Below are 15,413 nucleotides of genomic sequence, written 5' to 3' on the forward strand. Positions count from 1 at the left end.
AGATAGCGAGGCGGGGTACGGATGTTCCTCAAACGATTAGATATTGTTGGATTTAAATCATTTGCCGATCGGGTCTCGATCGAATTTGTGCCGGGTGTGACGGCTGTTGTCGGCCCGAATGGCAGCGGAAAGAGCAATATTACGGATGCCATTCGCTGGGTATTAGGCGAACAGTCAGCCAAATCGCTTCGCGGTGCGAAAATGGAAGATATTATTTTTGCGGGAAGCGACTCACGCAGGCCGCTAAATATTGCTGAGGTTACTTTGACACTCGATAATGAAGATGGGTTTTTGCCGCTTGATTATCAGGAAGTAAGTGTCACGAGACGCGTCTATCGCTCAGGAGAAAGTGAATTTCTTATTAATCAGCAGCCATGCCGTTTAAAAGATATTATTGATCTATTTATGGATTCAGGATTGGGAAAAGAAGCCTTTTCAATTATTGGACAGGGGCGAATCGAAGAAATTTTAAGCAGCAAACCGGAGGAAAGACGGACGATTTTTGAAGAAGCGGCAGGGGTGCTCAAATATAAAATTCGTAAGAAGAAAGCGGAGCATAAGCTGAATGAGACACAAGAAAATTTACATCGCGTCAATGATATTTTACATGAGCTAGAAAGCCAGCTGGAACCGTTGAAAATCCAAGCTTCTATTGCCCAGGACTATCTTGAAAAACGAAACGAGCTGGAAACGTTTGAAGTGGCGCTGATTGCCCATGAAATTGAAGAGCTGCATCGCCAATGGAATCATTTACGCGATCAGCTGACAGACCACCAGCAAAAGGAAATGGCCTTATCAGCGGCGTTGCAAAAAGAAGAAGCAACAGTGGAGCAGTTGCGTGACCAAATGACCGCACTTGATGAATCGATTGACGGTCTTCAGCAAGTGTTGCTTGTTGTAAGTGAAGAACTGGAAAAGCTTGAAGGGCGAAAGGAAGTATTAAAAGAACGAAAAAAAAATGCGGCACAGTATCAGAAGCAGCTTGAAGAGACGATCTCCTCCCTTTCTGAAAAAAGCGGAAAGCTATGCTCAACTTTGGAAAAGGAGAGGGAGCAGCTAACCCGCATACGCGAAGAGCTTCATGCGCTTCAAACGGAGCTGAAGGAAAAGCAGCGTGCTTTTGCCTCCTATGATATCAGTGTTGAAGAGCAAATGGAAAGGTTAAAAAGCGATTATATTGAGCTTGTTCATGAACAAGCTTCGTTAAAAAATGAGCGCACTCATTTGCAGGCTTTGCTTGAAAAATTGGAAAAAAAGCAGAGTGTGCTAACGAAAGAGAACGAAAAACATTTAACAGAGCGAAATCGTATAAAAGAACAATATATCGCTTTGGAAAGCAAATATCAGCAAACGGAGCGAAAGCTGAAGGAGCAGGAAACACAGCTTCAGCAAAAAAGCGCTCAGCTTGCCGAGCTGAAACAAGAAATTGAGCAGAAGGAATCAATGCTTTATCAAGCTTATCAATATTTACAGCAAACCAAGTCAAGAAAAGAAATGCTGGAGGAAATGCAGCATGATTATGCTGGATTTTTTCAAGGAGTTAAGGAAATTTTAAAGGCGCGTGAACAGCTTTCAGGAATTCACGGAGCCGTTGTCGAGCTTATTCATGTATCCAGCAAATATGAAACGGCGATAGAGATTGCGCTCGGAGGAGCGATGCAGCATATTGTGGTTGCTGACGAAGAAGCGGCACGCGCAGCCATTCACTATTTAAAAAAGCATTCATATGGACGAGCGACTTTTTTGCCGATGAACGTCCTCCAGCCTAAACAACTTCCATCTGAACAGCTGGCCATTGTTAAAAATCATCCAGCTTTTGTTGGCGTAGCAAACGAACTGGTTTCCTATGATTCCATCTATCAAACGGTACTGGCCCATCTGCTTGGCAATGTGATTGTGACGACAAATTTAAAGGGAGCGAATGAGCTAGCTCGGCTTCTTCATTATCGTTATCGTCTTGTCACCCTTGAAGGAGATGTTGTTAGCCCTGGGGGAGCGATGACTGGAGGGGGCGTAGCTAAGAAAACAAATTCTTTACTTAGCAGAAACCGAGAACTAGAAACGATCACTGATAAGTTCCGAGACATGGAAGCAAAAACAGAGCAGCTTGAATTATTTGTACAGTCGAAAAAAAAGGAAGCGGCCCAGCGCGAGGCAGAAATGGCGGAGCTGCGGAAGCAAATAGAGGAAAGACGCTTTGCTTTGCAGGAAATAAAAAGTGCTTGGCGCGAAGTAGAGTGGCAGGAAAAGAATACGAGCGAACGCTTGGCTTTATATGATGAAGAAAAAGCGCATGACGAGCAGGAAATGAGGCAGCTGCGCGAAAAAATCACAACGGTGGAACAAAAGCTCTACCAAATGGAAGCCAAGCTTGCTGAAATTGATGAGCAAATGCAGCATCTTACGCTGCAAAAGCAGGATGAACAAAGCTCGAAAGAAGCGTTGCAAGCTGCGATTACGGAGCAGAAAGTAGCAGTTGCCGAAAAGCAGCAGCTGTTGAAGCATATTCAGGAAAAGATCGCGCAGCTGACCCTTGAGCAAGAGGAAACAGAGAAGCATCTTCAAGTGGCAAAAGAAGATTTACTGACGCTTACAGACGAAATGAATTCCAATGTTTCTGGAGAGGAGCAGCTGGATCAGTTGCGTCAACAAAAAGTGCAAGACAAACAAGAAACGCTTGAGCTCATAGCTAGCCGACGTGAACAAAGACTTCAATATCAAGAAATGCTCGAAAATAGTGAGCGCGAGCTAAAAGAGAAAAAACGACAATATAAACAATTAACAGAGATTATTAAAGATGAAGAAGTCAAATTAAATCGTCTTGATGTGGAGCTTGAAAACTTGCTTAGCCGCTTGCGTGAAGAATATATGCTTACGTTTGAAGCGGCGAAAGAAAAATATCCACTGCAAATGGAAGCGGAGGCTGCTCGGAAAAAAGTGAAGCTCATTAAGCGGGCGATTGATGAACTTGGAACGGTAAATTTAGGCGCTATTGATGAGTATGACCGCGTATCGGAGCGCTATCAATTTTTAACAGAACAAAAAAGTGACTTGCAGCATGCAAAGGAAACGCTGCATCAAGTGATTGACGAGATGGATCAAGAGATGAAAAAGCGCTTCTTGACGACATTCCAACAGATTCGCTCGCATTTTGGTGATGTATTCCAGCAGCTGTTCGGCGGAGGGCGCGCGGATCTGCAACTTACAGATTCGAATGATCTATTAAATACAGGGGTGGAAATCGTCGCACAACCACCAGGGAAAAAATTGCAAAATTTAAGCCTATTGTCTGGCGGCGAGCGAGCGCTAACGGCGATTGCGCTATTGTTTTCCATCTTAAAAGTACGGCCGGTGCCGTTTTGCGTTCTGGATGAGGTGGAAGCCGCTCTTGACGAAGCCAATGTCCATCGTTATGCTCTGTATTTGAAACGATTTAGCAGTCAAACCCAATTTATCGTTATCACCCATCGCAAAGGAACGATGGAGGAGGCGGACGTGCTTTATGGCGTCACGATGCAAGAATCAGGGGTGTCAAGGCTCGTATCTGTCCGCTTGGAAGATTCTAAACAACTTGTGAAATCGTAAGGCAGGAAAGGTGATTAAAACGATGAATTTTTTCAAGAAGCTAAAAGAAAAAATTACCCAACAAACAGATGCAGTCACAGAGAAGTTTAAACAAGGTCTTTCAAAAACACGCGATTCCTTCACGGGACGGGTCAATGATTTAATTGCCCGTTATCGAAAAGTGGATGAAGAGTTTTTTGAAGAATTAGAGGAAATTTTAATTTCCGCTGATGTTGGCGTTACAACCGTCATGGAGTTAATTGATGAGTTAAAAATGGAGGTAAAGCGGCGGAACATTCAAGAGACGAAAGAAATGCAAGCTGTTATTTCGGAAAAGCTTGTCGATATTTATCGCGGGAGCCATGATGAATTGGCCACACTGAATATGCAGCCAGATGGCTTAACGGTCATTTTGTTTGTCGGCGTCAACGGTGTCGGAAAAACGACGACGATTGGCAAATTGGCGCATAAGTTAAAATCAGAAGGGAAAACCGTCATGCTGGCAGCGGGGGATACGTTCCGCGCTGGGGCGATTGAGCAGCTAGAAGTATGGGGAGAACGAGTCGGGGTTGAAGTAATCAAGCAATCCGCTGGCTCCGATCCAGCCGCTGTCATGTATGATGCCATTCAAGCAGCTAAAGCGCGCAAAGTCAATGTTTTGCTGTGTGATACAGCAGGACGCTTGCAAAATAAAGTGAACTTAATGAAAGAGCTTGAAAAAGTAAAACGTGTCATTGAACGAGAAATCCCGGGGGCGCCGCATGAAGTATTGCTTGTTTTAGATGCGACAACCGGACAAAACGCAATGAGCCAAGCGAAAATTTTTAAAGAAGCAACAAACGTGACAGGCATTGTGCTGACGAAATTGGATGGAACAGCGAAGGGAGGGATTGTCTTAGCAATCCGCAACGAGTTGGACATCCCGGTCAAGCTTGTCGGCCTTGGCGAAAAGATGGATGACTTACAGGAATTTGATCCGGAACAATACGTATACGGTTTGTTTGCCAACTTGGTAGAAGAGTAAAAGAGCAAAAGGATGTCTCAACAAGACTTTGAGACATCTTTTTTTATCAAGAAGGAACCCACAGTGTCTGCGACAAACACTTAGTATGTCAAGTGGCCCCTATATACAAAAACAAGAAAGGCGCTATCTTTGCAAATACAAAGCTCTGTTTATACTAGACAACAACAATCGTTGGGACCGGCGAACTTTTACAACGGACTGTTGGATTTTTACAAAAAGCGATTTTGAGCCTGTTTTATTACTCAAGCAAAGAAATGAAACAAGCTGAAAGCTCAACACTTGACACCGCTGTGAAAAGACGCTAAACTAATCATTTGTAAAGGTATTTTACTTAACAAGCGAGGAGGGAGTCTCGTGCTTGAAAAAACAACGAGAATGAATTATCTATACGATTTTTATCAATCGTTGTTAACTCCGAAACAGCGGAGCTACATGTCACTTTATTATTTAGATGATTACTCCCTCGGCGAAATTGCAGAAGAGTATGAAGTAAGCCGTCAAGCGGTTTATGATAACATTAAACGAACGGAAGCGATGCTCGAGGAATACGAGGAAAAACTGCTGCTGTTTCAAAAATTTCAGGACCGGCAAAAGCTGATTAAGCAGCTAAAGCAGCGGACCTTGCAGCAGTATGCCGATGACCGAGAGCTGCTTCAGATGATCGAAGCGTTAGAGAAATTAGAGTAGGAGGCGGTAATGGATGGCATTTGAAGGATTAGCCGACCGTCTGCAAAGTGTCATGAACAAAATCCGCGGCAAAGGAAAGGTAACAGAAGCCGATGTTAAAGAGATGATGCGAGAAGTTCGGCTTGCTTTGTTAGAAGCGGATGTCAACTTTAAAGTTGTCAAGGATTTTGTCAAGCGTGTCAGCGAGCGAGCTGTTGGACAGGAAGTCTTAAAAAGCTTAACTCCGGGCCAGCAGGTTATTAAAGTGGTGAAAGAAGAATTAACCGCGCTAATGGGAGGAGAGCAAAGTAAAATTGCGGTCGCCAGCCGCCCGCCCACGGTGATTATGATGGTTGGCTTACAGGGAGCCGGAAAGACGACAACAACGGGCAAGCTTGCAAATCTGTTGCGCAAGAAGTACAACCGCAAGCCGCTTTTAGTTGCGGCTGATATTTATCGCCCTGCAGCGATTAAGCAGCTTGAAACACTCGGTAAGCAGCTGAATATGCCAGTATTTGCGCTCGGTGATCAAGTAAGCCCGGTCGAAATCGCCAAACAGGCAATTGCCAAAGCGAAGGAAGAACATCATGACTATGTTCTAATCGACACAGCCGGCCGGCTTCACATTGACGAGACGCTCATGGATGAATTAAAGCAAATTAAAGAATTGACAAATCCGGATGAGATTTTTCTAGTCGTTGATGCGATGACGGGACAGGATGCGGTGAATGTTGCGCAAAGCTTCAATGAACAGCTCGGCTTAACAGGGGTTATTTTAACGAAGCTTGATGGCGATACGCGCGGCGGTGCCGCATTGTCCATTAAAGCTGTAACAGACACGCCGATTAAATTTGTCGGGATGGGCGAGAAAATGGATGCGCTGGAACCGTTTCATCCTGAAAGAATGGCTTCGCGTATTTTAGGAATGGGCGATGTGCTGACGCTCATTGAAAAAGCCCAGGCCGCTGTTGATGAAGAGAAAGCGAAAGAGCTTGAGCAAAAAATGCGCACAATGTCCTTCACATTCGATGATTTTCTTGAACAGCTTGGTCAAGTGCGTAAAATGGGGCCGCTTGACGAAATTTTAAAAATGCTTCCAGGAGCTAATAAAATTAAAGGATTAAACAATATTCAAATTGACGACAAGCAAATTGGCCGCGTGGAAGCGATTATTCGTTCGATGACAAAAGAAGAAAAAATCAATCCTGAAATCATTAATGCAAGCCGCAAAAAGCGGATTGCAAAAGGAAGCGGTACATCCGTTCAGGAAGTTAACCGCTTGCTTAAGCAGTTTGATGAAATGAAAAAAATGATGAAAATGATGACAACCATGCCAAAAGGAAAGAAAAAAGGGTTTAAATTCCCTTTTATGTAGGGGATAATGTGTTAAGAAAAAAAACTTTACAAACTAGATGATTATTGCTAATATACTATCTTGTGTGAACTATTTACGGAGGTGCTAGAAAAATGGCAGTAAAAATTCGTTTAAAACGCATGGGTGCGAAAAAATCACCTTTTTATCGTATTGTAGTAGCGGACTCTCGCTCACCGCGCGACGGCCGTTTTATTGAAACAATCGGCACATACAACCCGGTTGCAGAGCCAGCTGAAGTAAAAATCAATGAAGAGTTGGCGTTAAAATGGCTACAAAACGGCGCGAAACCATCTGACACAGTTCGCAATCTTTTTTCTAAGCAAGGAATTTTAGAGAAATTCCATCATTTAAAATACGGCAAGTAATGGCCGTGATCGTAGATGAAAGCGTTAATTGAGACGATTGTACGGGCGCTTGTCGATTATCCTGAAGATGTAGTGGTAACGGAGTCTTCGCATGAAAATACGGTTACCTATGTTTTATCGGTGCACGAAGAAGACATCGGAAAGGTGATTGGAAAGCAGGGCCGCACGATTCATGCCATTCGGACGGTCGTGTACGCTGCTGCGTCCGATCAGCCAAAGCGCGTGATCGTGCAAATTAAAGATAAAGGGTGAGGACAAATCCTCCCCTTTTTTTATATAATAAGGAAGCATCAATGTTTGGATGACCTAGGCTTTCATCGCCTCGAGAGGAAGCCTCTTTTTCAAAGCTGGTGCGCTCTGTCCTAAGAGACAGGAGTGCTCCCTTGTTTGATTACCGCTTTAGGGGTGGGGCTATGAAAATTATTCAGACCGTCGAAATCAAGCAAATTTTAACGAATAAAAGCAAAAAAGAGCTATATGATCGATTCCTGAAAAGAAAGCGGCAGCTCCAGCAGGAGTGTGATCAGCTGCGTTTTGAGCAAAAGCGGCTTGAAAAGAGCACAAAGCAACCGTCTCATGCATTAAAGCAATATTTTATCAAAGAACTAAATGAGAGATTAGAAAAAATTAAGCTTCTTGATTTCCAAATCGAACAATTGCAAATTCTTCCGTTAGGGAGCGAATTGAAAGAGCGGGAAGTGCAAGCGTTAATTGAAGTGAACGTAGGAGACCGCTGGGAAGATGTGGCCGTGAAACGAACGATCGTGATCGAAGATGGATTTGTAAAAGAAATTCGTTGAAAAGAGGTGAGGATCAAACATGACAAAATGGTTTCATGTAGGGACAATTGTCAATACACATGGTATTCGCGGCGAGGTGCGAGTCGTTTCCAAAACGGATTTTGCCGAAGAACGCTATAAAATTGGCAACCTTCTCTACGTTTTTATGGACCACTCATCGGAACCGATCGAAGTGAAGGTGAAAAGCCATCGCGTCCATAAATCGTTTGATTTATTGTCTTTTGAGGGATATGATAACATCAATCTTGTAGAAAAATTTAAGGGAGCGGCTTTGAAAGTCCCTGAGAGCCAGCTTGGCCAGTTGGGAGAGGGAGAGTATTATTTCCATGAAATTATTGGCTGCACCGTGATCACAGAAGAAGGTGAAACGATTGGCATCGTCAAGGAAATATTGACTCCTGGCGCCAATGATGTATGGGTAGTCAAGCGGAAACATGAGAAAGATGCGCTGATTCCGTACATTGATGATGTCGTCATCCGCGTCAATCCTGAAGAAAAGAAAATTACGATTCGTCCGATGGAAGGATTGCTTGAATAATGAAAATTGATATTTTAACATTGTTCCCAAATATGTTTGCAGGCGTGTTTAATGAATCGATTTTAAAAAAAGCGCAGGAAAAGCGAGCAGTAGCTATTAATGTGGTGAATTTCCGCGAATTTGCTGATAACAAGCACCAGACGGTGGATGATTATCCATATGGAGGCGGTGCAGGAATGGTATTAAAGCCGCAGCCGATTTTCGATGCCGTTGCTCATTTAACGCAGCATTCGCCAAACGCGCGCATTATTTTGCTCTGTCCGCAAGGCGAACGGTACACGCAACGAAAAGCGGAAGAGCTGGCTAAGGAATCTCACTTAATTTTCGTTTGTGGGCATTATGAAGGATATGACGAACGGATTCGTGAGCATTTAGTAACCGATGAAATTTCGATTGGCGACTTCGTCCTAACAGGAGGAGAACTAGGGGCAATGGTCATCGTCGACAGTGTGGTCCGCCTGTTGCCGGGAGTCTTAGGAAACGAAGCTTCCTCTGTACACGATTCATACAGCTCGGGTTTGCTAGAGCATCCTCATTATACACGCCCCGCCGATTTTCGCGGCTTCAAGGTGCCAGAGGTCCTGTTATCAGGAAATCACCGCTTAATTGAGGAATGGAGGCAAAAAGAATCACTGCGCCGTACTTTTTTGCGCCGTCCGGATTTGCTTGAAGCATACGAATTAACGGAACAACAAAAAAAGTGGTTGGAGGAATTTCAAAAAAACGAACGGTAACTATTGCATACAATACCCCTTTATGCTAGTATAATCTTTGTGACTTAAGCCTGCTTAAGTCATTTAAAACGATGTTCCGCTGCAATGATGGAAAAGCATTGGTATGAGCATCTGTTGGAAGGAGTTGAAGATGATGCATCATTTAATTCAAGAAATCACAAAAGAACAATTACGTACAGACATGCCTGAGTTTCGCCCTGGTGACACAGTGCGCGTTCACGTAAAGGTTGTCGAAGGAAACCGTGAGCGTATTCAGGTGTTTGAAGGCGTTGTGATCAAGCGTCGCGGTGCTGGCGTGAGCGAAACATTCACTGTTCGTAAAGTTTCTTACGGTGTAGGTGTAGAGCGCACGTTCCCAGTTCATACGCCAAAAATTGCGAAGCTTGAAGTTGTTCGCCGCGGTAAAGTGCGTCGTGCAAAACTTTACTACTTGCGTCAACTTCGCGGTAAAGCTGCACGCATCAAGGAAATCCGCTAGTTGGTCCGCTGTATTCGCCGACCGAACGGCAGCGGGTCGAAGCGTACAACATGGACATGTCAATGATGAAACAAGGAGCTTGGTGTTCAAGCTCCTTTTTTCTAATCAAATTAGACGTAGGTGGGAGAAAGAAATGGCAAAACAAAAAAGTGAGACATGGGAATGGTTAAAAGCGATCGTGATTGCGGTGTTGTTGGCCGGAGGCATTCGCTATTTCATTTTTGCCCCGATTGTCGTTGACGGCCAATCCATGATGCCGACTCTTCACGATCGTGATCGCATGATTGTTAATAAGCTGTCTTATAAAATTGGTGAGCCGCACCGTTTTGACATTATCGTTTTTCATGCTGAAGAGGGGAAAGATTATATTAAGCGGGTCATCGGCTTGCCTGGTGATCGCATCGAATATAAAGATGATACATTGTATGTAAACGGAAAGCCTTATAAAGAACCGTACTTAGACCAATATAAAAAACAAGTGATTGATGGGCCATTAACAGAGCCGTTTACGTTGGAGGACATTCCAGGAGGGCAAGCAACCGTGCCAAAAGGTTATTTGTTTGTGATGGGCGATAACCGCCGCTTCAGCAAAGATAGCCGTCACATCGGCTTTATTCCGATGGAAAAGGTAGTGGGAAAAACCAATATTGTATATTGGCCGCTTTCTGATGCCCGTATTATTAAGTAAGTAGGTGGAAGCAATGACAATCCAGTGGTTTCCGGGCCATATGGCAAAAGCGAAACGCGAAGTGCAGGAAAAACTAAAATTAATTGACATCGTTTTTGAATTAGTGGATGCGAGAATCCCTTTATCTTCAAGAAATCCGATGATTGATGAGATTTTAGCGAATAAACCGCGCATCGTTTTGTTAAACAAGGCAGATATGGCGGATGAAGCCATTACTGCACAGTGGATTTCCTATTTTGAACAGCAAGCCTTGCATGCGTTAGCCATAGACTCTCAAGGCGGAAAAGGAACCAAACAAATTGTGGCTGCAGCTAAAAATATGCTGAAAGATAAATTTGCTAAAATGGCAGCCAAGGGAATTAAAAACCCGCGACCGATGCGCGCGCTCATTGTCGGCATTCCCAATGTCGGAAAATCAACCCTCATCAATCGACTAGCTGGCAAACATATCGCCAAAACAGGGGACAAGCCAGGCGTGACCAAAGCACAACAATGGATTAAGGTTGGAAAAGAAATGGAGCTGTTAGATACTCCGGGAATTTTGTGGCCGAAGTTTGAAGAGGAGGAGGTAGGGCTAAAGCTCGCTGCCACAGGAGCGATTAAAGATGCGATTTTAAATTTGCAGGACGTGGCGGTTTATGCCCTTCGCTTTTTAAACCAACATTATCCAGATCGTTTAAAAGAGCGCTATTCTCTTCAAGAAATTCCCGAAGATATCGTTGAGCTATTTGATGAAATTGGCAAACGCCGCGGTTGTTTAATGGCCGGTGGGGCCATCGATTACGATAAAGTAGCAGAGCTTGTTCTGCGTGATGTCCGTACAGAAAAGTTAGGACGTCTCAGCTTTGAAAAACCATAACGTTCGAAAAACAGGAGGTCAGATTGTAGACAAAGTCAAAATGGACTTTGTCTACAATCATTTTAGGCCCCCCCTTCTTTACCTCGAACTGTTTTGAATCCCCTTGTCAAACAAGGAGCAGCGCGGATGAACGAAGCAAGTTACGCAGGATGAAAGAGCGAATCAACAGTTTGAAAGCCCCAAAAACAGGCTTTATTTTTTAGAAAGCGCGCCGATATAAAAGATATAAGAGAAAGGAACGAATCATGACATGAAGCGTACAGCAAAAGAGATCGAACAGCTATTGCAAACGATTGACGACGCCCAGCATCCGTTGTTTCAGGAATTTATGAACGACGAGCGGGTTAGCGTCCAAAAGCTTATTGCTCGCTGGCACAAACGAAAACAAGCAGCGGAAAAAGAGCGTCGTCTTTGGGAAAAGATGTCACAGCATGAGCAACAGCTCTATCGCCAAGGAATTTCGTATATCGCTGGCATTGATGAGGTGGGGCGCGGTCCATTAGCGGGTCCGGTTGTAGCTGCAGCTGTTATTTTGCCAAAGGATTTTTATTTGCCGGGATTAAATGACTCTAAAAAGCTGTCAGAAGCAAAGCGCGAACACTTGTTTGTCCATATTCAGCGCCATGCTATTTCTGTCGGAATTGGGATTGTTTCCGCAGCGGAAATTGATGAGCTGAATATTTATCAGGCAACGAAAAAAGCGATGATACAGGCGGTCAAGATGCTTGATCCAGAACCGCAATATTTGCTGATTGATGCAATGGAACTACCATTGGCTATTCCGCAGCGAAGCCTCATTAAAGGAGATGCTGCCAGCATTTCAATTGCTGCAGGCTCCGTAATGGCCAAAGTGACGCGCGATCGCATCATGAAAGAGCTTGGCGCTAAATACCCGCAATATGGATTTGAAAAGCATATGGGGTATGGAACGGAGCAGCATTTGCAAGCCATTCGCACATACGGAATTATGAACGAGCATCGACGTTCCTTCGCGCCAGTAAAAGAGACGCTTAAGCAGAACTGATGTCCCACAGGCACATCAAGCAAGGGGGAGGAGCAAAATGACATCGATTCGGCAGACGGATGGATGGGGAAAATTTCATCGCATGGAATCAGCAAAATCGCTGCCGTTTCGCAGCGGCCAGGTCATATATGGGAGTGTGGAAAAAATCAATGATCAGCATCGCGCGCTCGTAAAAATTGGACAGGAAACGGTTCTGGCGGAGATGCAGACGCCATTATCAGAAGGAGGACGTTACTGGTTTCAGCTCTTAGCTGAACATGAAACCGTTCGCTTACAGCTCATTGCAAAATCAGAGACAGCAGGCGATGAAGCAGGAATCAATCACGCCGTATTACATTTGACAAAAAGCTGGGGGCTTCCGCGTGAGGCTCAACCGCTTCTCCGTTTTTTGTTGCAAAAGCAGCTCCCTGTTGTGAAAGAAGAGGTGCTTCAAGCAACCAAATGGCTTATAGCAACAAAAGAGACAGAAATGAATTTACGGGCAATTCAATGGATGTACACAAACCAGCTTCCGCTCACCGAAGACGTCTTTCAAGCGATAAAGGCGGTTCAACAGCCCGATTTATTATCAAATCAGCTGCTAAAACTGCAAGATTTGCTCGCCTCCATGCCAGATGACCAAAAACCGGACGCCATTCGTACGCTATTAACAACGCTGCAGCGCATGACAAGCCGGATGGACGACATCGATCAAACCCTCTTTTTTTTGCTAAAAGATTGGATTCAGCAGGGAGACCGGGAGGCATATCGAACTTTACAAAAAGTAGGAGGATGGCCGCAGGAAGTAACAGAAAATTCATGGAGTTGGTTTGCCAAGCAAATTCAAATTCACGGCAAGACATTTTCCCTTCCCCTGTCGTCTGCCGTTCTTGAGGAGCATGATGCAAAGAAGCAGCTTTCTGATTGGATTGCACAACTGCAGCACGATTGGCAAACAAATCGAAGCAAAGCAAACGAGCAGGTGCGCGCTTTTATGACCGCTCTCAACGGTGGAGAGCTACCTTCTCGGCTTTCGGATTTTTATGAAGCTTATTTAAAAGGGGAGCTACCGGACCAGCCGCTGTTATCTTTGGACGATGAAGCGGCTTCTGTGGTGATTGCTCACCATATGAAAAAGATCGGGCAATGGCTCGGGCTGAATTATGAAGCGGAATTAAAAAAATGGATGAAAGCTGATTCTCCCGTCCATTTTGACGAGCTAAAACCGCTTCTGCTGCGCGTGTACGACGAAGTACAGCTCCCTGCTTTAAAGGAACAGCTTGAAGCGCTGATTCATCGCTTGACAGGGCAGCAGCTCCTTTCTCAATCACAAGGACCGATTCAGCAGTTGTTTTGGCAGTTTCCGCTCCGCTTCGCAGATCACGTAACGGATGTAATCGTGCGCTGGCAGGGAAGAAAGAAGAGAAGTGGAGAAATTGATCCGCACTATTGTCATATCTGGTTTTATTTGCAATTAGAGCAGCTGAAGGAAACCATAGTAGATGTTCGCATTCAAAACAGTATTCTTCATGTAACCTTATGGAATCATACACCGCAAATCGAGCAGCTGGTGTCTCGAATGCAGCCGTTATTAAAGGAACGATTAGAGGCATGCGGATATGTGTTGTCAGGAATAAAGGTAGCAGCAGCCGAGCAGCAGCAGAAAAATGATTGGCTATTCTCGCGTATTTTGATGAGCCATTCAGGGGTGGATTATCGAATATGAAAGAAGAAAAAATGAAACAAGCGGTTGCATTGACGTATCGTCCTCATGAGCAATCAGCTCCTACCGTTATTGCTAAAGGAAAAGGAAAGGTAGCAGAAAATTTAATTGCGACGGCCAAAGAGCATAGCATTCCGATTCAAAAAGATCCATCGCTTGTCGAGTTGTTAAGCGAACTAGAGATTAATGAAGCCATTCCTGAACAGCTATATCAAGTCGTTGCAGAGCTGTTTGCTTTTGTCTATCAAATGGATCGCCAATTAGATGCACATGATTAAAGGCTGCTTTGCTCAACAGCAAAGCAGCCTTTTGTCAGAGAGGATTTTTCTGATTTTGTGTCGAAATGGTAGACAATATGGAAAGTAACATTATACAATGAAAGCGCTAGTACTTTTATTTTTATACATAGGAGGATGGGATATGAATATTCATGAGTATCAAGGCAAAGAGATCCTCAGAAGCTACGGAGTTGCCGTGCCAAACGGGCGCGTAGCATTCTCTGTTGAAGAAGCAGTCGAAGCGGCTAAAGAATTAGGAACCTCTGTTTGTGTCGTAAAAGCGCAAATCCACGCTGGCGGCCGCGGAAAAGCCGGAGGGGTAAAAGTAGCGAAAAGCTTAGAGGAAGTTCGTACATATGCAAGCGAACTGCTAGGAAAAGTGCTTGTCACTCATCAAACCGGACCTGAAGGAAAAGAGGTCAAGCGCCTTTTAATTGAGGAAGGATGCGATATCAAGAAAGAGTATTATATCGGCCTTGTTGTTGATCGTGCAACTTCTCGCGTTGTGCTGATGGGCTCTGAAGAAGGCGGTACAGAGATTGAAGAAGTAGCCGCAAAAACACCGGAGAAAATTTTTAAAGAGTATGTTGATCCTGCGGTAGGTTTGCAAGCGTTTCAAGCGCGCCGCTTGGCATTTAACATCAACATTCCGAAAGAGCTGATCAATCAAGCAGTCAAATTTATGATGGGCTTATACCAAGTATTTGTGGAAAAAGATTGCTCGATCGCCGAAATCAACCCGCTTGTCGTCACGGGCGACGGCAAAGTCATGGCGCTTGACGCGAAGTTAAATTTTGATTCCAACGCGCTCTATCGCCATAAAGATGTGCTTGAATACCGCGACTTGGACGAAGAAGATCCGAAAGAAGTGGAAGCATCTAAATTTGATTTGAACTACATTGCGCTTGATGGCAACATCGGCTGCATGGTAAACGGCGCTGGCCTTGCGATGGCAACAATGGACATCATTAAATACTACGGCGGCGAACCGGCGAACTTCTTAGATGTCGGCGGCGGCGCGACAACGGAAAAAGTAACAGAAGCGTTCAAAATCATCTTGTCTGACCCGAAAGTAAAAGGCATTTTTGTTAACATTTTCGGCGGCATTATGAAATGTGATGTCATTGCAACTGGAATTGTTGAAGCAACGAAACAAGTCGGCTTGGAGCTTCCGCTTGTTGTTCGTTTAGAAGGCACCAACGTTGAACTAGGGAAGAAAATTTTAGAGGAGTCTGGCTTAAACATTACAGCTGCCGAATCGATGGCAGACGGCGCACAAAAAATCGTGGAATTAGTACGTTAAGAAGGCGAGGGAGAA

16 protein-coding genes are annotated in these 15,413 nt (G+C 44.4%); all 16 read left to right on the plus strand.

Features of this window, described 5'->3' with window-relative positions; all coding sequences use genetic code 11:
• Nucleotides 1-21 precede the first annotated feature (21 nt).
• Entirely contained in the window at nucleotides 22-3,585 is a 3,564-nt protein-coding gene (gene smc / locus GRQ40_RS06535; protein WP_159719592.1) for a chromosome segregation protein SMC, read from the plus strand.
• A gap of 22 nt (nucleotides 3,586-3,607) precedes the next feature.
• Nucleotides 3,608-4,588 carry a signal recognition particle-docking protein FtsY gene (gene ftsY, locus GRQ40_RS06540; protein ID WP_080860851.1) on the plus strand — a complete coding sequence of 327 codons (981 nt, stop codon included), beginning with the start codon at nucleotides 3,608-3,610 and terminating at the stop codon, nucleotides 4,586-4,588.
• A gap of 354 nt (nucleotides 4,589-4,942) precedes the next feature.
• Nucleotides 4,943-5,275, plus strand: a complete 333-nt coding sequence (locus GRQ40_RS06545) for a putative DNA-binding protein (protein WP_044746170.1) — start codon at nucleotides 4,943-4,945, stop codon at nucleotides 5,273-5,275.
• Nucleotides 5,276-5,288: 13 nt separating this feature from the next.
• Complete coding sequence (gene ffh / locus GRQ40_RS06550; protein ID WP_044746169.1) at nucleotides 5,289-6,629, plus strand: signal recognition particle protein; 1,341 nt, start codon at nucleotides 5,289-5,291, stop codon at nucleotides 6,627-6,629.
• 92 nt (nucleotides 6,630-6,721) lie between these two features.
• Nucleotides 6,722-6,994, plus strand: a complete 273-nt coding sequence (gene rpsP / locus GRQ40_RS06555) for a 30S ribosomal protein S16 (protein ID WP_044746168.1) — start codon at nucleotides 6,722-6,724, stop codon at nucleotides 6,992-6,994.
• Nucleotides 6,995-7,009: 15 nt separating this feature from the next.
• The gene (locus GRQ40_RS06560) at nucleotides 7,010-7,246 is read left to right on the plus strand and encodes a KH domain-containing protein (RefSeq protein WP_044746167.1); all 237 of its coding nucleotides are present in this window, start codon (nucleotides 7,010-7,012) and stop codon (nucleotides 7,244-7,246) included.
• A gap of 161 nt (nucleotides 7,247-7,407) precedes the next feature.
• Nucleotides 7,408-7,794 (plus strand): YlqD family protein, encoded by a 387-nt coding sequence (locus tag GRQ40_RS06565; RefSeq protein ID WP_066147225.1) that lies wholly within the window; start codon nucleotides 7,408-7,410, stop codon nucleotides 7,792-7,794.
• A 19-nt stretch (nucleotides 7,795-7,813) separates the two neighbouring features.
• Nucleotides 7,814-8,332, plus strand: a complete 519-nt coding sequence (gene rimM / locus GRQ40_RS06570) for a ribosome maturation factor RimM (RefSeq protein ID WP_066147227.1) — start codon at nucleotides 7,814-7,816, stop codon at nucleotides 8,330-8,332.
• On the plus strand, nucleotides 8,332-9,066 hold the full coding sequence (trmD, locus tag GRQ40_RS06575) for a tRNA (guanosine(37)-N1)-methyltransferase TrmD (RefSeq protein WP_159719593.1): 735 nt from the start codon (nucleotides 8,332-8,334) through the stop codon (nucleotides 9,064-9,066). The genes rimM and trmD overlap by 1 nt, the downstream gene beginning before the upstream one ends.
• Before the next feature lie 133 nt (nucleotides 9,067-9,199).
• Nucleotides 9,200-9,544 carry a 50S ribosomal protein L19 gene (gene rplS, locus GRQ40_RS06580; RefSeq protein ID WP_066147231.1) on the plus strand — a complete coding sequence of 115 codons (345 nt, stop codon included), beginning with the start codon at nucleotides 9,200-9,202 and terminating at the stop codon, nucleotides 9,542-9,544.
• A gap of 133 nt (nucleotides 9,545-9,677) precedes the next feature.
• Nucleotides 9,678-10,232 (plus strand): signal peptidase I, encoded by a 555-nt coding sequence (lepB, locus tag GRQ40_RS06585; protein WP_066147233.1) that lies wholly within the window; start codon nucleotides 9,678-9,680, stop codon nucleotides 10,230-10,232.
• Nucleotides 10,233-10,236: 4 nt separating this feature from the next.
• On the plus strand, nucleotides 10,237-11,091 hold the full coding sequence (gene ylqF, locus GRQ40_RS06590) for a ribosome biogenesis GTPase YlqF (RefSeq protein ID WP_183186279.1): 855 nt from the start codon (nucleotides 10,237-10,239) through the stop codon (nucleotides 11,089-11,091).
• 250 nt (nucleotides 11,092-11,341) lie between these two features.
• A complete protein-coding gene (locus tag GRQ40_RS06595) occupies nucleotides 11,342-12,115 on the plus strand; it encodes a ribonuclease HII (RefSeq protein WP_159719594.1) in 774 nt (257 codons plus the stop codon).
• A gap of 37 nt (nucleotides 12,116-12,152) precedes the next feature.
• Nucleotides 12,153-13,820, plus strand: a complete 1,668-nt coding sequence (locus GRQ40_RS06600) for a flagellar hook-length control protein FliK (protein WP_159719595.1) — start codon at nucleotides 12,153-12,155, stop codon at nucleotides 13,818-13,820.
• Nucleotides 13,817-14,095, plus strand: a complete 279-nt coding sequence (locus tag GRQ40_RS06605) for an EscU/YscU/HrcU family type III secretion system export apparatus switch protein (protein WP_044746158.1) — start codon at nucleotides 13,817-13,819, stop codon at nucleotides 14,093-14,095. The genes GRQ40_RS06600 and GRQ40_RS06605 overlap by 4 nt, the downstream gene beginning before the upstream one ends.
• A gap of 142 nt (nucleotides 14,096-14,237) precedes the next feature.
• On the plus strand, nucleotides 14,238-15,398 hold the full coding sequence (gene sucC / locus GRQ40_RS06610; RefSeq protein ID WP_044746157.1) for an ADP-forming succinate--CoA ligase subunit beta: 1,161 nt from the start codon (nucleotides 14,238-14,240) through the stop codon (nucleotides 15,396-15,398).
• Nucleotides 15,399-15,413 lie beyond the last annotated feature (15 nt).

Origin of the sequence: Anoxybacillus sp. PDR2 (genome assembly GCF_009834045.1) — a bacterium.
Lineage (GTDB): Bacteria > Bacillota > Bacilli > Bacillales > Anoxybacillaceae > Anoxybacteroides > Anoxybacteroides rupiense.